The sequence below is a fragment of the Gordonia sp. NPDC003376 genome (assembly GCF_053589235.1).
On sequence record NZ_JBSFRM010000007.1, the window covers coordinates 61274 to 82140 of the forward strand.

Annotated in this window: 20 protein-coding genes and 1 pseudogene; 16 read left to right on the top strand and 5 right to left on the bottom strand. The window is 67.5% G+C overall.

The window, feature by feature from the left end; translation table 11 throughout:
* Positions 1–28 precede the first annotated feature (28 nt).
* The 9 genes from ACWDUA_RS09630 to ACWDUA_RS09670 all read left to right on the top strand — a co-directional run bounded on the left by ACWDUA_RS09630 (position 29) and on the right by ACWDUA_RS09670 (position 8198).
* Positions 29–229 carry a hypothetical protein gene (locus tag ACWDUA_RS09630; protein WP_449750919.1) on the top strand — a complete coding sequence of 67 codons (201 nt, stop codon included), beginning with the start codon at positions 29–31 and terminating at the stop codon, positions 227–229.
* Complete coding sequence (locus ACWDUA_RS09635) at positions 211–1644, top strand: OB-fold domain-containing protein (protein WP_449750791.1); 1434 nt, start codon at positions 211–213, stop codon at positions 1642–1644. The genes ACWDUA_RS09630 and ACWDUA_RS09635 overlap by 19 nt, the downstream gene beginning before the upstream one ends.
* On the top strand, positions 1644–2834 hold the full coding sequence (locus ACWDUA_RS09640; protein WP_449750792.1) for an acetyl-CoA acetyltransferase: 1191 nt from the start codon (positions 1644–1646) through the stop codon (positions 2832–2834). Before ACWDUA_RS09635 ends, ACWDUA_RS09640 begins: the two co-directional genes overlap by 1 nt.
* Positions 2835–2917: 83 nt before the next feature.
* Positions 2918–3619, top strand: a complete 702-nt coding sequence (locus ACWDUA_RS09645; RefSeq protein WP_449750793.1) for a nuclear transport factor 2 family protein — start codon at positions 2918–2920, stop codon at positions 3617–3619.
* Positions 3616–4155, top strand: a complete 540-nt coding sequence (locus tag ACWDUA_RS09650; RefSeq protein WP_449750794.1) for an enoyl-CoA hydratase-related protein — start codon at positions 3616–3618, stop codon at positions 4153–4155. Before ACWDUA_RS09645 ends, ACWDUA_RS09650 begins: the two co-directional genes overlap by 4 nt.
* A 5-nt stretch (positions 4156–4160) precedes the next feature.
* A complete protein-coding gene (locus tag ACWDUA_RS09655) occupies positions 4161–5324 on the top strand; it encodes an acyl-CoA dehydrogenase family protein (RefSeq protein WP_449750795.1) in 1164 nt (387 codons plus the stop codon).
* A gap of 46 nt (positions 5325–5370) precedes the next feature.
* Entirely contained in the window at positions 5371–6687 is a 1317-nt protein-coding gene (locus ACWDUA_RS09660; RefSeq protein WP_449750796.1) for a phytoene desaturase family protein, read from the top strand.
* Between the two features lie 54 nt (positions 6688–6741).
* Positions 6742–6957 (top strand): ferredoxin, encoded by a 216-nt coding sequence (locus ACWDUA_RS09665; RefSeq protein WP_449750797.1) that lies wholly within the window; start codon positions 6742–6744, stop codon positions 6955–6957.
* A gap of 11 nt (positions 6958–6968) precedes the next feature.
* Positions 6969–8198, top strand: a complete 1230-nt coding sequence (locus ACWDUA_RS09670; RefSeq protein ID WP_449750798.1) for an NAD(P)/FAD-dependent oxidoreductase — start codon at positions 6969–6971, stop codon at positions 8196–8198.
* A gap of 24 nt (positions 8199–8222) precedes the next feature.
* Here the strand turns inward: ACWDUA_RS09670 and ACWDUA_RS09675 are convergent, their stop codons facing one another.
* Both ACWDUA_RS09675 and ACWDUA_RS09680 read right to left on the bottom strand, forming a co-directional pair.
* Positions 8223–8861: a TetR/AcrR family transcriptional regulator gene (locus ACWDUA_RS09675; protein ID WP_449750799.1), complete on the bottom strand. Its 639-nt coding sequence runs from the start codon at positions 8859–8861 to the stop codon at positions 8223–8225.
* Between the two features lie 21 nt (positions 8862–8882).
* Positions 8883–9563: pseudogene (locus ACWDUA_RS09680) on the bottom strand (PEP-utilizing enzyme); the annotation flags it as partial.
* Between the two features lie 74 nt (positions 9564–9637).
* Between ACWDUA_RS09680 and ACWDUA_RS09685 the strand changes: the two are divergent.
* Together ACWDUA_RS09685 and ACWDUA_RS09690 are read left to right on the top strand one after the other, a co-directional pair.
* Positions 9638–10177: a PEP-utilizing enzyme gene (locus ACWDUA_RS09685; protein WP_449750800.1), complete on the top strand. Its 540-nt coding sequence runs from the start codon at positions 9638–9640 to the stop codon at positions 10175–10177.
* A gap of 71 nt (positions 10178–10248) precedes the next feature.
* Positions 10249–11322, top strand: a complete 1074-nt coding sequence (locus ACWDUA_RS09690; protein ID WP_449750801.1) for a phosphotransferase — start codon at positions 10249–10251, stop codon at positions 11320–11322.
* A 72-nt stretch (positions 11323–11394) separates the two neighbouring features.
* On the opposite strand, the gene ACWDUA_RS09695 is transcribed toward ACWDUA_RS09690, so the two are convergent.
* The 3 genes from ACWDUA_RS09695 to ACWDUA_RS09705 all read right to left on the bottom strand — a co-directional run bounded on the left by ACWDUA_RS09695 (position 11395) and on the right by ACWDUA_RS09705 (position 15166).
* Complete coding sequence (locus ACWDUA_RS09695; RefSeq protein WP_449750802.1) at positions 11395–12594, bottom strand: phosphotransferase; 1200 nt, start codon at positions 12592–12594, stop codon at positions 11395–11397.
* A gap of 63 nt (positions 12595–12657) precedes the next feature.
* Complete coding sequence (locus ACWDUA_RS09700; protein WP_449750803.1) at positions 12658–14361, bottom strand: phytoene desaturase family protein; 1704 nt, start codon at positions 14359–14361, stop codon at positions 12658–12660.
* A 193-nt stretch (positions 14362–14554) separates the two neighbouring features.
* Complete coding sequence (locus tag ACWDUA_RS09705; protein WP_449750804.1) at positions 14555–15166, bottom strand: TetR/AcrR family transcriptional regulator; 612 nt, start codon at positions 15164–15166, stop codon at positions 14555–14557.
* A gap of 171 nt (positions 15167–15337) precedes the next feature.
* Between ACWDUA_RS09705 and ACWDUA_RS09710 the strand changes: the two genes are divergently transcribed.
* From ACWDUA_RS09710 to ACWDUA_RS09730, 5 genes are read left to right on the top strand one after another with little or no spacing between them, the layout of a single operon-like run.
* Positions 15338–15742 carry an SCP2 sterol-binding domain-containing protein gene (locus tag ACWDUA_RS09710; RefSeq protein WP_449750805.1) on the top strand — a complete coding sequence of 135 codons (405 nt, stop codon included), beginning with the start codon at positions 15338–15340 and terminating at the stop codon, positions 15740–15742.
* Between the two features lie 37 nt (positions 15743–15779).
* Positions 15780–17333 carry an acyl-CoA synthetase gene (locus tag ACWDUA_RS09715; RefSeq protein WP_449750806.1) on the top strand — a complete coding sequence of 518 codons (1554 nt, stop codon included), beginning with the start codon at positions 15780–15782 and terminating at the stop codon, positions 17331–17333.
* Positions 17330–18589 carry a cytochrome P450 gene (locus ACWDUA_RS09720; RefSeq protein ID WP_449750807.1) on the top strand — a complete coding sequence of 420 codons (1260 nt, stop codon included), beginning with the start codon at positions 17330–17332 and terminating at the stop codon, positions 18587–18589. Before ACWDUA_RS09715 ends, ACWDUA_RS09720 begins: the two co-directional genes overlap by 4 nt.
* A 26-nt stretch (positions 18590–18615) precedes the next feature.
* Positions 18616–19407, top strand: coding sequence for a coniferyl-alcohol dehydrogenase (locus tag ACWDUA_RS09725; protein ID WP_449750808.1), 792 nt, complete (start codon positions 18616–18618; stop codon positions 19405–19407).
* Positions 19408–19420: 13 nt separating this feature from the next.
* Entirely contained in the window at positions 19421–20845 is a 1425-nt protein-coding gene (locus ACWDUA_RS09730; RefSeq protein ID WP_449750809.1) for an aldehyde dehydrogenase family protein, read from the top strand.
* Positions 20846–20867: the final 22 nt, after the last annotated feature.

Consider the following 20867-nt stretch of genomic DNA (forward strand, 5'->3'; position numbering starts at 1 on the left):
CCCCTATGACATCCCGGGGGTCGGTCCGGTGGTGGGTGGCGAGTTCGCCGAGGTGTCGGTGAACGTGGACACCACCGGCAACTCCACCCGGTTGCGGCTCGAGGATCTGAGGACCGGACGCGTCCGGTACCTCGATCCGCTGGAACTGGAGACCATCATCTGGCTCGAGGACGGGCACCTGACCGAACTCCTCGACCCCTCTGCGGACCGATGGCGGGACCGCAGTTGACCGGGACACAGATACTCGCGGGATCTCCTCGGTCGGCCGTCCTCGCCTATGGCGGGTACTTCCCGGACTGGCGTGTGGACCCGCGTGGAACGGGTACGGCCACCCGGATCACGGCCGCCTTCGACGAGGACGCGGTGACCATGGGTGTGGCCGCCGCCCGTACCGCCCTGGCGTCCGGCCCCGGCGGATTCGGGGTGGGCGCGCTGACCTTCGTGACGAGTTCGCCGCCCTACCTGGACAAGACCAACGCCACCTCGATCCATGCAGCCCTGGGATGTGACCGGACCGTGGCGGCATCCGACGCGATCGGTACCGCGCGGTCGACGATGGCCGGGCTGCGGGGAGCGCTCGGCGGCGTCCCGACCCTGCTCGTCGCGGCGGATGTTCGCACCGGCCTGCCCGGTTCGGCCGACGAGCGTGCCGGTGCCGATGCCGCGGTGGCGGTGCTGCTCGGTGCACCGACCGGTGGGTTCCCGGCCCTGGCGAACGTACTCGCCGATGTGTCGGTGACCGAGGAATTCCTCGACCGGTGGCGACCGCCGACCCAGGTGTTCGCGACCACCTGGGAGGAGCGTTTCGGCTTCGAGCGGTATCGCCCGCTGATCGTCGATGCCACCGCCCGCGTGCTCGCGGCGGCCGGACTCGAGTGTGCCGATCACGTGGTGCTGACCTGCCCGAACACCGCGGTCGCCACACGGGCCCGGACGCTGGTCGCCGGCGCCCGCTCGACGTGCGGCTCGCCGGTCGGATTCGTCGGGGCCGCGGATCCGCTGCTGGGTCTGGCACATGCACTCGACTCGGCCGGCCCGGACGAGACGGTGCTGCTCATCTCGGCGTGCGACGGTGTCGATGCGATGGTGCTGCGCACCACCGCGGCGTTGCCCGCTCGACGTCCTCCGGTGGCGCTCGCCGATCGGCTCGGCGGTGGCCAGGTCGTGCCCTACCCGACCTACCTGTCGTGGCGCGGTCTGCTCGACGTCGAGATGCCGCGTCGACCGGAGCCGGACCGGCCGGCCGCGCCGCCGTCGGCCCGTTCCGCGGACTGGAAGTTCGGTTTTCACGGGACACGCTGCACGGCATGTGGCTTCGTGCACCTCCCGCCGGTGCGGGTGTGTCGCGGATGCGGTGCGATCGACGAGATGACCGCGTTGCCGATGGCGTCGGCGCGCGGCACGGTGGCCACGTTCACCGTCGATCACCTCGCCTATTCGCCGTCGCCACCGGTGGTCGACGTGGTGGTGGACTTCGACGGTGGCGGCCGGACCACGGTCGAGGTCGCCGACGCCCGCCCCGACCTGCTCGCAGTGGGCACCCAGGTGGACATGGTGTTCCGCCGGATGTTCACCGCGGGCGGCGTGCACAACTATTTCTGGAAGGCGCGGCAGACGTCGCCGACCACAGACGAGGACATCTGATGGGCAGCAGAGGAATCGCGGGACAGGTCGCCATCGTGGCCATGGGCTGCACCCGGTTCGGCGAACTGTGGGACCGATCCACCGACGACATGCTGATCGATGCCGTCGGTGAGGCGCTGGGCAGTGTGGCGCTGACCGTCGCCGACGTCGACGCGTTCTGGCTCGGCACCCTCGGTTCGGGACAGTCGGGTCTGACGCTGAGTCGAGCGCTCGGCACCGATCACCAGCCGGTTACCCGCGTCGAGAACTATTGCGCCACCGGGTCCGAATCGTTTCGGAATGCCTGCTACGCGGTGGCATCCGGAGCGTATGACCGCGTGATGGCGGTGGGGGTCGAGAAGCTCAAGGACTCCGGGTTCTCCGGGTTGCTGCGAGCGGATCCACCCGGTGACGGTACCGCACCGGAACTGTCGGTGACCGCGCCGGCGGCGTTCTCGCTGCTCGACCCGGCCTATTGCGCCCGGTACGGTGTCGACCCCGGCGCGATGCGCGACGCCATGACGCATGTGGCGTGGAAGAACCACGTCAACGGAAGTCGGAACCCCAAGGCGCAGTTCCGGTCCGAGGTGTCCAAGACGACGATCGCCAACGCTCCCACGGTCGCCGGCCGTCTCGGCGTGTTCGACTGTTCCGGGGTGTCCGACGGCGCCGCATGCGCGCTTCTGGTGCGCGCGGAGGACGCCTACCGGTATACCGACCGCCCCGTGTTCGTCCATGCGCTGGCCCTGGCCGCGGCTCCCGGTCGCGGTTCGATGGACCCGGCGTATGACTACACCACCTTTCCAGAGGTGGTGCACTCGGCACGTGATGCCTACGCGCAGGCGGGAATCGAGGATCCCCGCCACGACATCTCCCTGGCCGAGGTGCACGACTGTTTCACGCCCACCGAGCTGGTCCTGATGGAGGACCTCGGCTTCGCCGAGTCCGGGCAGGCGTGGAAGGAGTCGTTGTCGGGGGCGTTCGACGCCGGCGGCCGGCTACCGGTCAACGTGGACGGCGGGCTGAAGTCGTTCGGTCATCCGGTCGGTGCCAGCGGGCTGCGCATGCTCTACGAGGCGTGGCTGCAGTTGCGGGGTGAGGCCGGGGAGCGGCAACTCGCCGAACCGCACACCGCCCTGACCCACAATCTCGGGGGCCGTCCCGGGGCATGCGTCTCGTTCGTGTCCATCGTCGGCCACGAACGGCCCTGATCCCCGTCGTCGCCGCTCCCGGTCGACGATCTGCCCGCGGGAGCTTCTTGCACCCATTTCTGAATTGAGGTTAAATTAAAAACGTGATCGAGATCCGCACTCCTGCCCGCACCGCCCACGCGTTGTACGACGCGCTGGCCGCCGGCGACGCCGATGGGATCCGGGGCCTGCTGACCCCCGGCTTCGTCGGGATCACCGCGGCCGGGCTCCCGCTCGGCCTCGGCGGCACCTACCACGGCCCGGATGCCATGATGGGGAAGTTCTGGTGGCCGCTCGGCAAGGTCTTCGCCGTCCGCGCCCACGCCGGCCACATCGACACGCTCGCCGACGACCGGCTTCTCGTGACCGGTACCTACCGCGGCACCTGCCGGGGGACCGGACGCCGCGTCGACGCCGCGTTCACCCACACCCTGAGCTTCGACGGCGACCGGATCTCCGAGCTGCACCAGCTCACCGACACTGCCGTCTGGCATGCGGCCCTCGACGGTGCCGAGCGCGCGACGGCGCCGGTCCACCCGGGACCCGATGTGACGCAGCTGGAGACGATCGACTATTCGGTCACCGACGGCGTCGCGCAGGTCCTCCTCGACCGACCCGCGCACCGCAACGCCATCGATCTCACCCTGGCCGAGGAATCCCTCGCGGTCGCCCGCGCCATCGCCGCGGACCCCGCGGTCCGCGCGGTGTTCATCGGCGGGAACGGTCCGGATCTGACCGTCGGCGGCGACATCGACGAATTCGTCACCGCGGCCCCGGAACACTCGGCACCCTCGCCGAGCGCATGACCGCGCCGTTCCACGAGGCGTTCCGCATTCTCGAGCGCATCGACGCCCCGATCGTCACCGCCGCCCACGGAGCGGTCGCCGGTGGCGGACTCGGCTTCGTCTACGCCGCCGACGTCGTCCTCGCCGCCCCGGACGCCGTGTTCACCACCGCCTTCAGCGGTATCGGACTCTCCGGCGACGGCGGCGGCACCTGGCATCTGCCGCGGATCGTCGGCGCCGCCCGCGCCCGCCGGATGTACCTGGAGAACCTGCGCGTCGACGCACCGACCGCACTCGACTGGGGCCTGGTCGCCGAGATCGTCCCGGCCGATGAGCTGCGGGCCGAAGCACTCACCCGCGCACAGCGATTCGCCCAGGGGCCGACACGCGGGTACGCCCGGCAGCGCCGCCTCCTGCGCGAGTCGTGGGGCACCACCCTCGCCGATCAGCTCCGCGCCGAGTCCGAGGGCATCCGTGACACCGGCAACACCGACGACGCGCACCACGCGGTGCGCGCATTCCTCGACAGAACACGTCCACGATTCGAAGGCAGGTGACCTGCGTGTCCGGTCTCATCCAGGATTCCGACGACCATCGCGCCATCCGCGAGAGCGTCGGAGCCATCGCCAAACACTTCGGGCCCCAGTACTTCCTGGACCGTGCCCGCACCGGCGGCGACATCGACGAACTCTGGGCCGAACTCGGCAAGGCGGGTCTGCTCGGCGTCCACCTACCCGAGGAATACGGTGGTGGCGGCGGTGGTACGGCCGAGGCGGTCGTCGTCGTCGAAGAACTCTCCGCCCACGGAATGCCGATGCTCGTCTGGGTGATCTCACCCGCGATCTGCGGCAGCATCCTGGCGGCGCACGCCAGTCCGGAGATGAAGCAGGAATGGCTGCCGGGACTCGCCGACGGCACCCGGAAGATGGCCTTCGGGCTCACCGAACCCGACGCCGGATCCAACAGCCACAACCTCACCACCACCGCCCGGCGTGACGGGGACGGCTGGGTGATCTCCGGCCAGAAGTACTACATCTCGGCCATCGAGCAGAGTGACGCCGTGCTGCTGATCACCCGTGACGCCGACCTGTCCACCGACGAGCGCAAGGCCCTGTCGATCTTCGTGGTCCCGACCGACACGCCCGGCCTGACATTCCAGCAGATCCCCACCTCGATCGTGTCCACCGACAAGCAGAACACCGTCTTCCTCGACGAGGTACGGGTGGGACCCGAGGCCCTCGTCGGTGAGGCGGGCAAGGGACTGCGGCAGGTGTTCGCCGGGCTGAATCCCGAGCGGATCCTGGTGGGCGCGATCTGCGGAGGCGTCGGCCGCTACGCCGTCGAACGTGGCGCCGACTATGCGCGCAACCGCAAGGTGTGGTCCACGCCGATCGGAGCACACCAGGGGGTGTCGCACCCGCTCGCGGAGGCCCACATGAACGTCGAGGTGTCCCGCCTGGCGACGCGGCACGCCGCCGAACTGGCCGATGCGAACTCGCCGGCCGTGGGCGAGGCCGCCAACATCGCGAAGTTCACCGCGTCGGAGGCCGCGCTGGCGGCACTCGATCAGGCCATCCAGGTGCACGGCGGCAACGGCCTCGCCCAGGAGTACGGCTTGTCGGACCTGTGGTTCGTCACCCGGCTGATGCGCACCGCACCGGTCAGCCGTGAGATGGTCCTCAACTTCGTCGCGCAGACCTCACTCGATCTCCCGCGCTCGTACTGAACGCGCGCCAGACACCGTCCATCCCAGCCCATCCCGGAGGAACACAGTGACCACGACAACCACCGACTTCGACGCCATCGTGATCGGCGCCGGCGCGGGCGGGCTCTTCACCGCCGCGCGTCTGGCCAAGCACGGATACCGCACCCTGGTGGTGGAGAGCCTCGACAAGGTGGGCGGACGTGCGTCCACCACCGAGATCGACGGCTTCAAGGTGAACGACGGTGCCATCGTCATCGAGGTCGGCGGGATCACCGAACGGACCTGTGCGGAGGTGGGGGCGAAGTTCGAGATCCGGGAACCGACCCCGCCCATCCTCTACCGCATCGCGGGCAAGGACGTCGATGTCACCGGCGGTGGCTGGGGCTTCCTGCTGGGCAAGCTCACCCGGCAGGGAGCAAAGCTGGTCAAGGGAATCGGCGCCGCACGCAACGATTCCGGACTGCCCGAGGACGAGTTGTCCACCGCCGACTGGGTACGCAAGTACACCAAGAACGAAGGCGTGCAGGGGATCTTCCGCAACATGTGTGCCTCGGTGTTCGCGGTGAGCTCCGAGGATCTGCCGGCGCGGGTGTTCCTGACCTACTTCACCCGCAAGAGTGCCTTCAAACGCTTCGGATTCCATCCGGAGGGATCGATCGGACTGTGGAATGCGTTGGCGGAGGCGTTCATCGGCCTCGGCGGTGAGTTGCGTACCTCCACCGAGGCCACGCGTATCCACATCGTCGACGGCGCCGTCACCGGGGTGAGCGTCCGATCCGGCGGCGTCGAGCAGACCGTCACCGCCCCGATCGTGGTGAGCGACATCGGTCCGCACGCCACGCTCGACCTCGCCGGCCGCGATGCATTCCCGGCCGGGTACGTCGACCTGGTGGAGGAGCGTCATCGTCCCTGCGCGATGATCGCGGTGAACTTCGCCGGCCGGGAACCCCTCATGGCCGCCCCCGGCATGCTGAGCTTTGCGACCTCGAAACGTCTCGCGTATGTCGCCAACTTCACCGAGACCTGTCCGGAGATGGCACCCGACGGGTGGCACCTGTACGTCGGGACATCGGTGCCCGAGCCTGCTGTCGGCGACTTCGACGAGGCGGCCGAGACCGCTCTGCTGTTCGACGACCTGAGGGAGAACATCCCCGGATTCGACCAGAAGGCAAGGATTCTCAGCACCACCATCACCCGCGACGGCTGGCCGCCGCAGCGTGCGGTCGCCGGATTCGATCTCCCGCACACCACCGATGTCGCCGGTCTCTGGAACGTCGGCGACGCGGTCAAGGAGTATGCCAACGGCGGTACCACCGCCTGTGCGGAGACCGCGGAGATCGTGACCGCGGAGATCGTCGCAGAGTTCCCACTCGGCCGTTCCTGACCCGCCGGAACCGTGACCGGGCCGGCACCCCAACCATCAGAGAAGGTGACAACCATGAAGGTGACAGTCGATTTCACCAAGTGCACCGGACTCGGCATCTGCGAGTCGCTGGCACCGGAGTTCTTCGAGGTCGACGACGACGGCGATCTCGTCCTGCTCCGCGAGGACATCGATCCCGACCAGCTGCAGGCGGTCGAGGAGGCCGTGGCCGGCTGCCCCACCGAGGCCTTGCGGATCGTGCGGGACACCGCGCGCGTCGCGCAATCCTGAGAGGATCGTCGATGACCGTGGAGAAGCTCGTCGTCGTCGGGGCGTCGCTGGCCGGGCTGCGGGCGGTGGAGGCCGCGCGCCGCACCGGGTTCGCCGGCACCATCACCCTGATCGGCGCGGAGAGACACCTGCCGTACGACCGCCCGCCGTTGTCCAAGGCGTTCCTCGAACCCGACGGGGAGGAGCCGCAGACGCCGACTTTTCGCACCGAGGAGACGCTGGCCGACGAACTCGGCGTGCAACTCGTCCTCGGGCATGCCGCCACCGGTCTCGACACCGAGGCCCGGGAGGTGCTCGTCGGGGAGATGCGATATCCCTACGACGCCCTGATCATCGCGACCGGGTCCACCCCGCGCGGAATCCCGGGCACCGAGACACTCGCCGGGGTGCATGCGCTGCGCACCCTCGACGATGCGCGGGTGGTCCGGCAGGCGCTGGCCGAGGGGGCGCGGACCGTGGTGATCGGCGCCGGCTTCATCGGGTCGGAGGTGGCCTCCGGCGCAAACAAACGGGGCGTGGACGTCACGATCGTCGAGGCGTTGCCCACCCCGCTGGTGCGCGCCACGGGAGAGCGGATGGGTCACGCGATCGCGGCACTCCACGAGCGCAACGGCACCGAATTACGTTGTGGGGTCGGGGTGTCGGCGATCGAGGGGGACGGGCGGGTCGAGCGGGTGGTGCTCGCCGACGGCTCGGTGCTCGACGCCGATCTGGTGGTCGTGGGTATCGGCGTGGTCCCGGCCACCGCCTGGCTCGAGGGCGCCGGGATCCGCCTCGACAACGGCATCATCTGCGACGAGACCCTCTGGACGGGGGTCCCCGGGGTGTACGCCGCCGGAGACGTGGCGAACTGGTTCAATCCGGTTCTCGGGGAACGGCAACGGATGGAGAACTGGACCGCCGCGGCGGAGCAGGGGGCGGCCGCGGTCCGCAACGCCCTCGACCCACAGAACGCGAAACCGTATGGCACCGTGCCGTATTTCTGGTCTGACTGGTACGACGTGCGGATCCAGTTCGTCGGTTCGCCGGACGCCGACGAAGTCCTCGTCGTCGACGGCGATCCCGATTCCGGCGGGCGCTGGGTGGCGCTCTACCGGCGGGGTGATCGGCTGATCGGGGCGCTGACCGTCAACGGTCAGGCCGTGATCATGAAGTACCGGGTCAAGATCTCCCAGGGGACCTCCTGGGACGACGCCCTGGCCTTCGCCGAGGCACGCAAGGCGAAGGCGGCCGCGGGGTGATCCCCGACGGCCGGCGGTGTCGGATCAGGCGCTGATCGCGCTCCGGACGAAGCCCTGTGCGTTCTCGACCACCTTGTCGACGCTGCCGCGGCGTGGACTCCACCATTCCGCCGCCCAGTTGAGCGAACCGAGGATGAGCATCTGCAGGATGTAGAGATCGAGGTCCTGCCGGATCACCCCATCGTCGTGGGCGTCACGGATCAGGTCGCGCCAGACCTTGCCGTACTTCGTCTCCTCGGCGACCTTGCGCTTGCGGATCTTCTCCGGGATCTGCCCGGAGTTGCGGATCGACGCGGTGGTGTATGCCGAGATCTCGAGTTCGTGGCGCAGGTGGGCCTCGACGGCCGCCATCAGGCGATCGAGTGCGTCGGTTCCTGCCGGGAGCTTGTCGAGCACCTCGGTGACGTGGCGGCGCATATCGGCCAGCCCGACCCACATGACCTCCTCGATGAGGTCCTCGCGGGAGTCGAAGTAGTAGTAGATCGCCGGTGCCTGCAGTTCGGCTACCTCGGCCACATCGCTCAGTCGCATACCCGCATAACCCTTTTGACTGAGCACGGTGGCGGCGGCGTCGAGAATCCGGGCACGGGTGCGTGCGGACTTCGTCGACGATCCGGTCTCGGTGTCGGGTAGTGCATCGGTACGGATCCTGCGTTGTGCCATGGTGCAGATTCTAATCGACCATCAACAGTTGGCCCGACTGGCGTGCTTGGCCTCGATCTCGACTGTTCCGGCGGCCCCGTCGACGACGATCAGGTCGCCGGTCTCGATGACGGTGGTGCCGTCACCGGTGTTCATCACAGCGGGCACACCCATCTCGCGGGCGACGACGGCGGCGTGACTCATCATTCCGCCGATGTCGACGACCAGCGCCGAAGCCAGGAACATCAACGACACCCATGACGGGTCGGTGGTGTGTGCGATCAGGATGTCGCCGTCGTCGAGGTCGGTCTCGGTGGGATCGTCGACGACCACGGCGCGTCCACGCACCACGCCAGGGGAGGCGCCCACGCCGGTCCGTCGGGTACCGACGCCACCGGCGCTGCCCGTCTCGGCGGTGACCGCGACGGGTTGACCTCGCCAGGTCGACGGTAGCCGGAGAGCCTGGTACTCGATCCGACGTGCCCGGCGCTCGGCGACGACGGTGCCGACGTCGTGGGGCAGCGGAGCGCGGAGCTCGTCGGCGGTGAGATAGAACGCGTCGTCCACCTCGGCGAACCGGCCGGCCGCCACGGCGTCGGCGCCGAGCCGGCGGGCACATGCCCGGATGACGTCGAGGCCCTGCAGATAGCTCACCTTGCCGACGCCGCGCAACGGGATGAACCGGCGGGCCAGGCGCAGCGTGATCCCGATCCTGGCACGTCCGGCCACCCGCGCCGATCGCAGGGCGTGTTCTGATCACCTACGACGTCGCCCGCGCCGCCGCGCGACGGCTCGGCGTGCATCTCGTGCGCCGCGGCGTCATCACCGATCCCGAACATGTCTTCCACCTCGGGTACCGGGAGGTGACCGACGGTATCTCGGGAGACCACAGCACTCGCGTCGTCGAGCGGATCGGCGAGTTCGCCCGCCACCGCGAACTGCGGATACCACAGGCGTGGGCCGGTTCTCCGGAGGTCACCAGGGCCATGGAGGTCCGGGCGAAGCCGCTCGTTCCCGGCGGGATGATCACCGGTGTCGCGGCGAGCGGCGGACGGATCGAAGGCGTCGCCCGGGTCGTCGGCGACCCCACCGTGGTGGAACTCGACGACGGCGACATCCTCGTGTGCGAGACCACCGATCCGAGCTGGGTGTCGCTGTTCCTCGTGGCCGGGGCGGTGGTCACCGACTTCGGTGGGATGCTCAGCCACGGCCCGATCGTCGCCCGTGAACTCGGTATTCCGTGCGTGTGTGGCACGGCCACCGGAAGCCGACGGATCGCCGACGGATCGCTTATCCGTGTCGACGGCGACACCGGTGAGGTCACCGTCCTCGCATGACATCCCGGCGCATCGAACGAGATTCCGGCACAGCATGTCCCGACCACCGAATATCAGGAGGAGACCAACCCATGACATCCACCATCCCCACCGACGTCATCGGACTGGACGCACCATGGCTGACCCGGGTTCTGCAATCGGACTTCCCGGGAATCACCGTCACACGGGCCGAGATCGACGAGCAGACGACCGGATCGGCGGCACGAGTGCGGATCCGGATCGATGCGCAGGGACATCCCGCCGCGCCGGATTCCGTGTTGGTCAAGGCCGCATTCACATCCGGCCTGGGTGACGACGACCTCGCCCGGGCGTGGATTCCGCTGATGGCGATGATGCACGAGACCGAGAGTGCCTGGTACACGACACAGTCGGCGTCGCTCGGTGATCGGTGCCCGCGGTGCCATCACGCCGACGTCGCGGGCCATGACGCCGTGATCGTCCTCGAGGATCTCAACAACCGCGAGGGAATTCGATTCGGCGCATTCGACTCCCCGCTCGGTGCCGGCGACATGGCCGCTGTGCTCGAGGTCCTCGCCAGGATACATGCCATCCGGTGGGATGACCCGGTGCTCGCAGCACACCCGTTGCGCGACAGCTTCGAGGCCGGCGGAATGCTGGACGGATTCCTGTCCGAGGTGAACTGGGAGCAACAGTTGTCCCGGCCACGGGGTGAGCACATTCCCGAAGAACTCACAGACCATCACACCACCACCGCGGCGATCCGCAGTGCGTGGGCGGCCAAACGCACCGGGCCGCAGTCGATGATCCACGGCGATCCGCACGTCGGGAATCACTTCTTCGACACCACCGGCGCCGGTCTGCTCGACTTCCAGCTCGTCACATCGGGGCACTGGGCCTCAGATGTGGTCTACGCCATGGCGAGTTCGATGACCATCGACGACCGGCGTACCCATGAACGGGATCTGCTCACCGGGTACCTGGACCGCCTGCAGTCCCACACCGGCGCTGCACCGACATTCGACGATGCGTGGCGCGACTATCGGAAGTTCGCGATCTGGGGCCTGGCCTCGGTGCTGACCCCTGGTGACGGGGTGCAGTCGGAGGAGTATCTGAGCGTCGTGAGCCGACGGCATGCCCAGGCAGCACTCGACCTGGGGTCGATCGACCTGCTCGCGACCATCTGATCGGCGCAGACGAGAAGCGGTGCCCGGCAGTTGACTGCCTGGCACCGCTTCTCGCCGATCGATCGTGTGAGTTCAGGACTCCCAGCGCGGTGCGCGGTCCAGCGAGTCCAGGGTCTCGAGGTCCACCATCGCCTGGGCGGTACGCTCGATCAGCAGTCGTACGTGTCCGTCCGGCTGCAGCGTGGACACCTTGCCGACGAGGAAGGTGTAGTTCCAGAAGATGAAGCCGTGGAACATCTGCTGGCGGTAGGCGAGCCAGCCCTCTTCGGATGACGGGGGCTTCCCGCCCGCCGAGGCCAGCTCGTCGAGATAGCGGGACACCAGGTCGCGCTCCCAGGATCGGCGATCGGCCACGGTGAGACCCGCACTCAGGGCATAGGCCAGGTCGAGCGCCCACCCGCCGCGGGCGATGCCCTGCCAGTCGTACAGGTTCAGGGAACCGTCGGGAAGTCGAAACCAGTTGCCTGGATGGACATCCTGGTGCAACAGGGTGTGCGGACCACTGTCGTTGTGCGCCAGTGACCGCATCAGGCCGCCGCGGATCTCCCCGCGACGGTCGTGCAGTTCCGACGGGACGAGATCACCGGCCAGTCGCATCCCGACCATGGCGCCGGAATCGAATGCGGTACGCGCGTTGAACGTCCGTTGCCACTGCGCCGCGGACTGCAGCTCCCACTCGCCGGACAGGCGCGGATCGTCCCACAGCGCACCGTGATACGAGGCCAACTCCACCACCATGCTCTCCGCGGACGCACGGTCGACGTACAACGATGTCGCATCGGCGAACTCCGCGCCCCGGTCCACGGCGATGTCCTCGGTCAGGACCATCGAACGGCAGGTCCGCGGGTCCCACGAACCGTGGTATCCCGCGGGTGCCCCGATCGGGAGATGCTCACGAATCGCGCTGTAGAACAGTGCCTCGGCACCGGCGGCCCCGGTGACACCCACCAGCAGCCGGTTGACCAGACTCGGGGTGGTCTTCGAATACGCGGTCCGCGGCAGGCCCGCAGCCTGTCCGGTATCGTTCCACGAGATCGTCAGGGCCCGGCGGGCGCTGGTGCCCACCGACCCCGAACCGAGCGTGAAGTCCTGCACCGCAGCACCGGGTACACCGCGGGCCAGTGCGAGCGTCAGCCATTCCGGGGTCAGTTGACCGACGTCGGCGGGGACCTCGTCGAGGGTGTGCACCGGGCGGCGTCCGCGGACTCGTTCCCCGGCGGCCGCCCGGGTCGCGCGTGACACCGCTCCGAGCAGTTCCATCTTGTCGCCCATCGTGTGGCGCTCCCATCGTGCGGACTCGACGTCCTCGGCGTGATCTCGGGTCGGATACCGGCGTCAGCGTGCGACCGGGAACGGATCGTTCTGGCCCCCGGCGTAGGAGTCGGCGCCGGCGCCCGCGCGACGATGCGTGAGGCGATCCCTGAGCGAGGCGAGCCGGCCGCCCTTCTCCTCGATCGCCAGGTGCTTGAGCAGCACACGGGCGGCGTTCTGGCCGGGCATTCCGCTGATCCCGGCGACCGGGTGCGTCCCCGAACCGGTGAGGTACAGCCCGTCGACCGGGGTCTTGTAGCCGGCGAAACCCGCGACCGGCTTGTTCGGACCGAACCGGCTGATCGTCGGGTCGACGTGATAGACCGAGCCGTCGATCGCCCAGAACCGCTCCTCGATGTCGGGCAACACCAACGGCCGTACCGCGATCTGGAGTTCGTCGACACCCTTGTAGTACTGCTCGGCGTCCTTGATGATGCTGTCGGTGATCTGCTTGCGGGCCACATCCCATCCTTCGGCCGGGAACGACGGGGTCAGTCCGGTCCAGAACCACCACAGATCCTGACCCTCCGGTGACATCGACGGGTCGAACGCGTTGGTCACCTGCGCGAGACCCGGGATGGCCTCGGGGACCTCTCCGCGGACACACGAACGTGCTGCCTCGAGTGCCTGCTCGTAGGTGTGGTAGCAGTTGCATGCCAGCCGCAGGTCGATCCCGTCGCCACGCCACTTCTCGTGTTTGGACATGTCGATCCGACCGCTCAGCGCCACGTTCACCTTGGCGTCGGCGATTCCGCGCTTGCGGGTGGGGATGTGGTCGGCCGCATTCTGCTTCTTGGGCTCGAGGACACCTCGCGGCAGCAGCCGTGTGAGCGTCGTCTTCGGACTACATGCGGTGAGCACGGCCCGCCGGGCCCGGATCTCTGTGCCACCGCGCACGCGAACACCGGTGCAGCGGTTGTTGGTGACGATCAGTTCCTCCACCGGGGTCCCGGTCACGACATGACCGCGATTGTCCTTGATGACACCGATCAGAGCCCTGGGCAGGGAGCCGGTGCCGCCGTGGAACATCGCGACGCCGTACCTGCTGAGCACGCCGAGGTAGATCAACGACCACCCGGACAGGTCGGCATCGAACGGCATGAACGGGAGGCTGGTCAGCAACGGAGCACGGATCATGTCGTGCTCGAAGCTCTCCTCGATCGCCTCGGCCTGCGAGCTCGACATCCAACGGCCCAGCGCCACAAGCTGTTCCCGGTTCTTCGCCAGTGCTGTCGCCGACTTGAGAATGTTGCCGATCTCCGGTTCGACGACGCTGGTCTGCATCATCGGCAGTCCGATTGCCACCGCTGCGTCGATCACCTCGTACAGCTCGAGCAGGGCCCGGGCATCCTTCTTGGAGAAGTACTCGAGCTCGGCGGCGGTCTTTCGGGGATCCCGCCAGAGGCCGAGTGACGCCCCGTCGGCGGCGAGCTGGAAGTGGGCGGGATCGATCACGGTCTGCCGCAGCCCGTACTTGCGGGACAGTTCGAGATCCGCGTCGATGGTCGTGGTGCGGAACAACGACGCCTGGATGGAGGCCTCGTTCATCGTGAATCCGGGGGCCTCCGGTTCGAACGGACTGGTCGAGGTCATGCCGCCCACACGGTCGGCGGCCTCGACCACCAGGACGTCCAGGCCGGCCTTCGCGAGATACGCGGCGGCGACGAGGCCGTTGTGGCCGGCACCGACGACGATCACGTCCGCTTCGCGTGGCAGGGGTGTGGTCATGGGATTCTCCTCTGATGGATGGGCGTGACCGGGTGATCAGGAACCGGGTTCTCCGGTGTGAGAGCGGGTGTGTGGCACCCGGGGTGACCCCGAACGTCGTTCGGGCGACATGGTTCCGGCACGGACGACGGAACGGCGCAGCTCGAGACGAGTGTAGGTGCCACGTCGGCACGGCACAATCCCCGCGGTTCGATCATCGCGCCGTTCTTCGTCGAGTGTGGTTGCGGGGGAGGGGTTCTGCGGGCAGCGCCGGGGATCCCGAACCGCTCTGCTCGTCGAGGATCTGCAGCAGCCGGACCATGACCTCGCGCAGGGCCGGACGGTTGCCGGCCAGGGAGGTCTGCTCGTACCCCACGAGCAGGAACACCGACCAGTAGGCGAACTGTTCGGCGAACGCCGGGTCCTCGGAGATCTCGGCGACGGTGGCGGACACGACGTCGAATCGCTTCTGGTCCACCAGTTTCTGTGTTTGCCGCGCACGCGGGTCGAGGTTGCTCCAGGTGCGGATCGCGCGTTCGGCGCCGTGCGGGAGCGTCAGGCCCACCTCGACGATCTGGGCGAGTCGTGCACGCGGATCTCCTTCGGCGAGAAGATCTTCGATGATTCGTACGGTGCGCATCTCGAACCAGTACCCGAGGAGTCCGGCGGTGTAGTCGGCCCAGTTCGCAAAGTAGTGATAGAACGAGCCGCTGGTGACCTTCAGGCGGGCGCAGACCTCGGCGAGTTTGAGTCCGGCGTAGCCGAGTTCGGACAGGACCGCCAGGCCGGTCTCGTAGAAGGCGTCACGCGACGTCAGGGTGGTCATGGGGTTCCCTCCTCACGGGGCCGGCCCGATCGGGCCTTGACCATAACCCATCTTATGCTATCGTCCTTGTGACGCAGCTCATAAACGGTGATCCGGCTCGGAAATCGCAGGCAGCAGGCCTGTAGATGCAGATTCAAATCAAAATTACATTCGAAAGTAGAGGTGGAACCCATGGCTTTCCATGACTCGGCCGAGGTCCGCAAGTACATCGGGGGAATCTTCGAGACCGCGTTCGATGATCCCGAGATCGGCCCCAAACTGGTCGACAGTGGCCTCGTGTTCGCCTTCGACTTCTCCGATCCGAACGCTGTCGTGGTGGTCGATGCGGTCAACAAGAAGGTCCACGACTCCTTCGACGGGGTCCGCGAACCCGACGCCACGATGATCATGAAGGCCGATCTCGGCAGTGCGTACTGGCAGGGGAAGGTCAACCTGCCGTTGGCGATGGCCAAGAAGAAGATCAGCGTGACCGGCAATGTCGCGAGCCTGCTCAAGCTGGCCCCGTTGGGCAAGCGACTCTTTCCCGTCTACATCAACAACCTGAAGTCCGACGGTCGTGAGGACCTGCTCGCCTGATCGCGCCCGAACCATCCGACTCACGAAGGAAGCACACATGTATCCCGGTACCCATGCCGCGGTGACCCCCGACAAACCGGCCATCATCATGGCGGGTAGCGGACGGACGGTCAGCTATCGCGAACTCGACGATCATTCGGCCGCGCTCGCCGCGGCATTCCACGAGCTCGGGCTCCGTTCGGGTGACGTGGTCGCCCTGCTCTCGGAGAACGCTCCCGAGTGTCTGGAGGTCTATTGGGCCGCACTGCGATCGGGACTCTACGTGACCGCCGTCAATCGGCATCTCGCGCCGGCCGAGGTGGCCTACATCGTCGCCGACAGCGGTGCCAAGGTGCTGGTCGCATCGGCGGGGATCGGTGATCTCGCGTCGGCGGTGCTCGGCGAACTCGCCGGGACCGAGCTCGTCACGACCATCGCCTTCGGCGGCGCGATCGAGGGGTTCACATCGTCGTACGACGATGTGATCAGCTCTGCCGGAACACGTCTCGTCGATCAGCCGCGTGGTTCCGACATGCTCTACTCGTCCGGGACCACCGGCCGGCCGAAGGGGATCAAGCCGGCGCTGCAGCCGATCCGGGTGGACGAGCCCGGTGATCCGATCACCGGCCTCGTGATCAACGTGTTCAAGGCCGGGCCCGACGACGTCTATCTCTCGCCCGCACCGATGTATCACGCCGCACCGCTGAAGTGGAGCGGGGCGATCCACGCCGCCGGCGGCACCGTGGTGGTGATGGAGAAGTTCGACGCCGAGGGTGCGCTCGCGGCCATCGAACGTCACGGCGTCACCATCGCCCAGATGGTGCCCACCATGTTCGTGCGCATGCTGCAGTTGCCCGAGGACGTCCGCACGCGTCACGACACGTCGTCGCTGCGGCTTGCCGTCCATGCGGCCGCACCGTGTCCGCCGGATGTGAAGCAGGCGATGATCGATTGGTGGGGGCCGATTCTCGTCGAGTACTACAGTGCGACAGAGCAGCACGGCACCACGATCATCACCACCCCCGAGTGGCTCACCAAGCGGGGATCGGTGGGCAGGTCCGCACTGGGGCCGGTGCACATCTGCGGCGACGACGGACGTGAACTGCCCGTGGGTGAGGTCGGATCGGTGTACTTCGAGCGCGAGGCACGGCCGTTCGAATACCACAACGATCCGGAGAAGACCCGCGCCGCAGAGCATCCGGAGCATTCGAACTGGACGACGGTGGGGGACCTCGGCTTCGTCGACGATGACGGCTACCTGTTCCTGACCGACCGCAAGGCGTTCATGATCATCTCCGGTGGGGTCAACATCTATCCGCAGGAGGTCGAGAACGTCCTCACCCTGCATCCCGACATCTTCGACGTCGCCGTGATCGGTGTGCCCGATCCCGAGATGGGGCAGGAGGTGAAGGCGGTGGTGCAGCTGCGAGCGGGTGTCGCCGGATCGGCGGACCTGGCCGCTCAGATCATCGACTACACGCGAGATCGCATCGCGCACTTCAAGGCACCGCGTACGGTGGACTTCGTCGACGAGCTGCCGCGCACCGCGACCGGCAAACTGGTCAAACGTGAGATCGAGAAGCGCTATCTCGCCGGGGCGGGTGCGCGATGACCGCCGCGCCGATCCGTCCCGCCCGCCCCTATGATCCGCACAGCATCTCGGCTCTCGACTTCTGGGCCGGCGACGCCGACGAGCGGGAGAAGACCTTCGCCGTCCTGCGTGCCGAACGTCCGGTCAGCTGGCACCGTCCGCTCGACGGTGCCCTGATGCCGCCGGAGAACGACGGCGTGTGGGTGGTGACCAGCCACGAGCTGATCACGTACGTCAGCAAACACCCCGAATTGTTCTGTTCGGGTGAGGGATTCCAGTTCGAGGAGATCCCCGACGACGTGCTGTCGGCGGCCGGGTCGTTTCTCGGTATGGACGACCCACGCCATGCGATGCTGCGCAAGCTGGTCAGTTCGGCGTTCACCCCGAAGCAGGTCGCCAAGATCCATGACCAGATCCGCAATCAGGCGCGGCTGATCGTCGACGGACTCCTCGCACGCAAGGAGGGGGACTTCGTCGAGTCGGTGTCCAAGCGGCTGCCGATGTGGACCATCTACGAGATGATGGGCCTCGAGGACCTCGACCAGCGCGAGGAGGCCGCCCACTTCGCCGACGGCATGGTGTCGTGGGCGGACGAGGACGTCGCGGCCGGCCGCGAGCCGGGTGAGGTGCTCAACGAGTCGCTGGTCGGACTGCTCGCGATGGGTTACGAGTTCGCCGAGGAACGTCGGCGCAACCCGAAGTCGGATCTGATGACCGGGCTGGTGCAGGCCGAGGTGGACGGTGACCGACTTACCGATGAGGAGATCGCGTCGTTCTTCGTGTTGCTCTCGGTGGCCGGGAACGACACCACCCGCAACTCGATCTCGATCACCACCAAGGCATTCCAGGACTTCCCGGATCAACGGGCATATCTGCTGGAGGACTTCGACGGCCGGATCGGCCCGGCCATCGAGGAATTCGTCCGGTGGGCGTCACCGGTGATGACCTTCCGGCGGACCGCGACCCAGGACACCATCCTCGGCGGTCAGCAGATCGCGGCCGGCGAGTGGGTTGCGATGGTCTATTCCTCCGGCAACCGCGACGAGAAGGTCTTCGACCATCCGCACCTGTTCGACATCAGCCGCTCACCCAACCCGCATGTCGGATTCGGTGGGGGAGGACCGCACTTCTGCATGGGCAGCTTCGTCGCCAAGATGCAGTTGCGGGAGATCTTCGACCAGCTGCTCCACCGGGCCCCGACCCTGACCGTCGGCACCCCCGAGTACCTGACCGGCAACTTCGTCCGGGCCGTCAAATCCCTGCCCTACACCCTGTGAGTCCACACCTCTCGAGCGGAGACCTCATGTCAGACCTCAGCAACAAACGTTTCGTCGTGACCGGTGCGGCATCGGGGATCGGCGCGGCCACCGCCGCGAAACTGCTCGCCGCCGGTGCCGAGGTGCACAGCCTCGACCGCAACACCCCGTCGGTGGCCGTCACCGGTCACACCGAGGTGGACCTGGCCAACCCCAACAGCATCGATGCCGCCCTCGAGGCGCTCGACGGCAGCTTCGACGGACTGCTGAACATCGCCGGTGTCCCCGGAACCCTGCCCGGTGAGGTGGTGTTCGCGATCAACACCCTCGCCGTCCGACATCTCAGCGAGGCGTTCTTCGACCGTCTCAACCCCGGCGGTTCGATCACCATCGTCAGTTCCACGGCCGGTTTCGGCTGGCCCAACCGCCTGGAACAGATCCGCGACCTGCTCACCACCGACACCTTCGACGAGGGCATGACCTGGTTCAAGGACAATCCGCAGGCGGGTAACACCTACAACTTCTCCAAGGAGGTCAGCACCGTCTACACCATGTCGATGGGACTGGCGGTGGCGGAGATGGGTTTCCGGATCAACGCCGTGCTGCCCGGTCCGGTGGAGACACCGATCCTGGTGGACTTCGAGGAGTCGATGGGCAAGGACACCCTCGACGGGTTGCGCAATCTGCTCGGCCGGCATGCGTCCCCGGACGACATCGCCGACACCCTGCTGTTCCTCGCGTCCGACGACGCCCGCTGGGTCAATGGCCATGCACTCGTCGTCGACGGCGGGGTCACCGGGTCGGTCCTGACCGGCGTCGTCCCCGCACCCGAGATCTGAAGGGGCACCGGATATGTCCACCCTGACCGAGGGCGATCCCGGCTCCTCTGTACCCGATACCGACCGGCGACAGGCGGTCTCGCCGACCCTGACGGAATCCCTGCGACGGACATACGCTTCCGGTCGTACGCGTGACATCGGCTGGCGGCGAGCCCAATTGGCCGCCATCGAGAACCTGCTCGCGGAGCGCGAGGGAGAGATCGCCGAGGCACTCGCCGAGGACCTGGGACGCACGCCGGAAGAGGCCTGGCTCGGTGACATCGCGTCCACCGCGGGGGAGGCGGCGTATGCCCGCAAACACCTCAAGAAGTGGATGCGGCGCCGTCGCGTCGGACTGCCGCTCGCCCAGCTCCCGGGCTCGGGGTGGGTGCAATACGAACCCCTGGGAGTCGTGCTGATCATCGGCCCGTGGAACTATCCGGTGTACCTCACACTCGGACCTCTCATCGCGGCGGTGGCCGCGGGAAACTGCGCGGTGATCAAGCCGTCCGAACTCGCGCCCGCCACATCTGCGTTGCTGGGTCGGCTGATCCCGCAGTACCTCGACCCGGCGGCGGTGTCGGTCGTCGAGGGGGATGGGGCCACCACGCAGCAGTTGCTCGCGCTCGGGTTCGACCATGCGGTGTTCACCGGTGGCACCGAGGTCGGCAAGAAGATCATGGCCGGGGCCGCGCCGACGCTGACCCCGGTCACCCTGGAACTCGGTGGCAAGAGCCCGGTGATCGTGGCGTCGGACGCGAACGTGGAGGTCGCCGCGCGCCGGATCGCCTGGGTCAAACTGCTCAACTCCGGACAGACCTGCATCGCACCGGATTACGTCCTGGTCCACCGCGACGTCGCCGACCGGCTCGTCGACCAACTGGTCCGATGCCTCCGTGAGTTCCGGTCGGGGGTTGCGGACACCTCGCTACCGGTCGTCAACCGCCGCCAGTTCGACCGGCTCGCCGGCTATCTCGACTCGACGTCGGGTACCGTTGTCGCCGGTGGTGGGACCCACCCGGGGCGGCTGCGGATCGAACCCACGATCATCGTCGACCCGGCTCCCGACGATCCGGTGATGAGTGACGAGATCTTCGGTCCCATCCTCCCGGTCCTCACCGTCGGGAGCCTCGAGGAGGCCATCGCATTCGTCAACGCGAGGCCCAAACCGCTTGCGATGTACGCATTCACCCAGTCCTCGCGCACCGGACGCCGGTTGATCGATGACATCGCATCGGGTGGGGCGGTGCTCAACCACATCGCGATGCACTGCCTCGTCCCGCAACTGCCGTTCGGCGGCGTCGGTGCCTCCGGGATCGGCGATTACCACGGGCGGTGGGGATTCGAACGACTCAGCCATCGCAAGGCGGTGCTCGCCAAGACCACCCGACCCGACATCCGCATGGTGTACCCGCCGTACTCGCGATCCGACCTCGCCATCATGCGGCGACTCTTCTGAAAGTGTAGGCAAGGAGCCACAT